1 protein-coding gene and 1 pseudogene are annotated in these 1821 nt (G+C 58.8%); both read right to left on the reverse strand.

Annotated features, from left to right (window positions below):
- Positions 1-161, reverse strand: a pseudogene (locus ACIOU6_RS27955) (3-deoxy-8-phosphooctulonate synthase); the annotation flags it as partial.
- A gap of 5 nt (positions 162-166) precedes the next feature.
- Entirely contained in the window at positions 167-1798 is a 1632-nt protein-coding gene (locus ACIOU6_RS27960; protein WP_401139978.1) for a CTP synthase, read from the reverse strand.
- Positions 1799-1821: the final 23 nt, after the last annotated feature.

Here is a 1821-nt window from a genome sequence, read left to right on the forward strand (position 1 = left end):
AACCCGGCAGGGATGCCGAGTTTTTCGGTAACCTTCACGTACTCTTCGCAAACCTGCATGGCCATGTCACGGCTTTCCAGCACGTTCATGCCGCCGAACAGCACCATGGGTTTGTCGTTGGCAATTTCGATGTCGCCGACGCGGATGATCTTCTGTGCCATCGGGGTTACGCCTTCTTCTGGTGTTGAGCCAACGCTGCTTTGACAAAACCGCTGAACAGCGGATGGCCATCGCGTGGTGTCGAGGTGAACTCAGGGTGGAACTGGCAAGCCACGAACCATGGATGATCCGGTGCTTCAACCACTTCAACCAGCGCAGCATCAGCGGAACGACCGGAGATTTTCAGGCCGGCTTCGATGATTTGCGGCAGCAGGTTGTTGTTCACTTCGTAACGATGACGGTGACGCTCGACAATCACGTCCTTGCCGTAGCAATCGTGCACTTTGGAGCCGGCTTCGAGCAGGCAATCCTGAGCGCCGAGGCGCATGGTGCCGCCCAGATCGGAAGCTTCGGTACGCACTTCAACGGCACCGGTCGCATCTTCCCACTCGGTGATCAGACCCACGACCGGGTGACCGCTGGCGCGATCGAACTCAGTGGAGTTGGCGTCTTTCCAGCCCATTACGTTACGGGCGAACTCGATGACCGCCACTTGCATACCCAGGCAGATACCCAGGTACGGAACCTTGTTTTCGCGAGCGTACTGAACAGCGGTGATCTTGCCTTCCACACCACGCAGACCGAAGCCGCCCGGCACCAGAATCGCGTCAACACCTTCGAGCAGCGCAGTGCCCTGGTTTTCGATGTCTTCGGAGTCGATGTAGCGCAGGTTAACCTTGGTGCGGTTGCTGATGCCGGCGTGACTCATCGCTTCGATCAGCGACTTGTAGGCGTCCAGCAGCTCCATGTACTTGCCGACCATCGCGATGGTGACTTCGTGTTCCGGGTTCAGCTTGGCATCAACCACTGCTTCCCACTCGGACAGATCAGCGCTGCCGCATTGCAGGCCAAAACGCTCGACAACGAAATCATCCAGGCCCTGGGAGTGCAGGATGCCCGGGATCTTGTAGATGGTGTCGGCGTCTTCCAGAGCGATCACCGCACGTTCTTCAACGTTGGTGAATTGCGCGATCTTGCGGCGCGAGGACACATCGATCGGGTGATCGGAACGGCACACCAGCACGTCTGGCTGCAGGCCGATCGAGCGCAGTTCCTTGACCGAGTGCTGGGTTGGCTTGGTTTTGGTTTCGCCGGCCGTGGCGATGTACGGCACCAAGGTCAGGTGCATCAGCATCGCGCGCTTGGCGCCGACTTCGAAACGCAATTGACGGATGGCTTCGAGGAACGGTTGCGACTCGATGTCACCCACGGTGCCACCGATCTCGACCATGGCCACGTCAGCGTCGCCGGCACCTTTGATGATGCGGCGCTTGATTTCGTCGGTGATGTGCGGGATCACCTGGATGGTTGCACCCAGGTAGTCACCGCGGCGCTCTTTGCGCAGAACGTGCTCGTAGACACGGCCGGTGGTGAAGTTGTTGTTCTGGGTCATGGTCGTGCGGATGAACCGCTCGTAATGGCCCAGGTCCAGGTCGGTCTCGGCGCCGTCATGGGTGACGAACACTTCACCGTGCTGAAACGGGCTCATCGTGCCCGGGTCAACGTTGATGTACGGATCCAGCTTAAGCATGGTGACCTTAAGCCCCCGCGCCTCCAGGATAGCCGCCAATGAAGCCGAGGCAATGCCTTTCCCCAATGCAGAAACAACACCGCCCGTGACGAATATGTAGCGCGTCATGAAAAACCCTAGAAGTCTGCGTA

The organism is Pseudomonas sp. NPDC087615, from assembly GCF_044743445.1.
Classification (GTDB): domain Bacteria; phylum Pseudomonadota; class Gammaproteobacteria; order Pseudomonadales; family Pseudomonadaceae; genus Aquipseudomonas; species Aquipseudomonas baetica_A.

Bases quoted from the DNA above. Each gene is read 5' to 3' on its own strand.
- ACIOU6_RS27960 (WP_401139978.1), bottom strand. From the start codon at position 1,798: ATGACGCGCTACATATTCGTCACGGGCGGTGTTGTTTCTGCATTGGGG.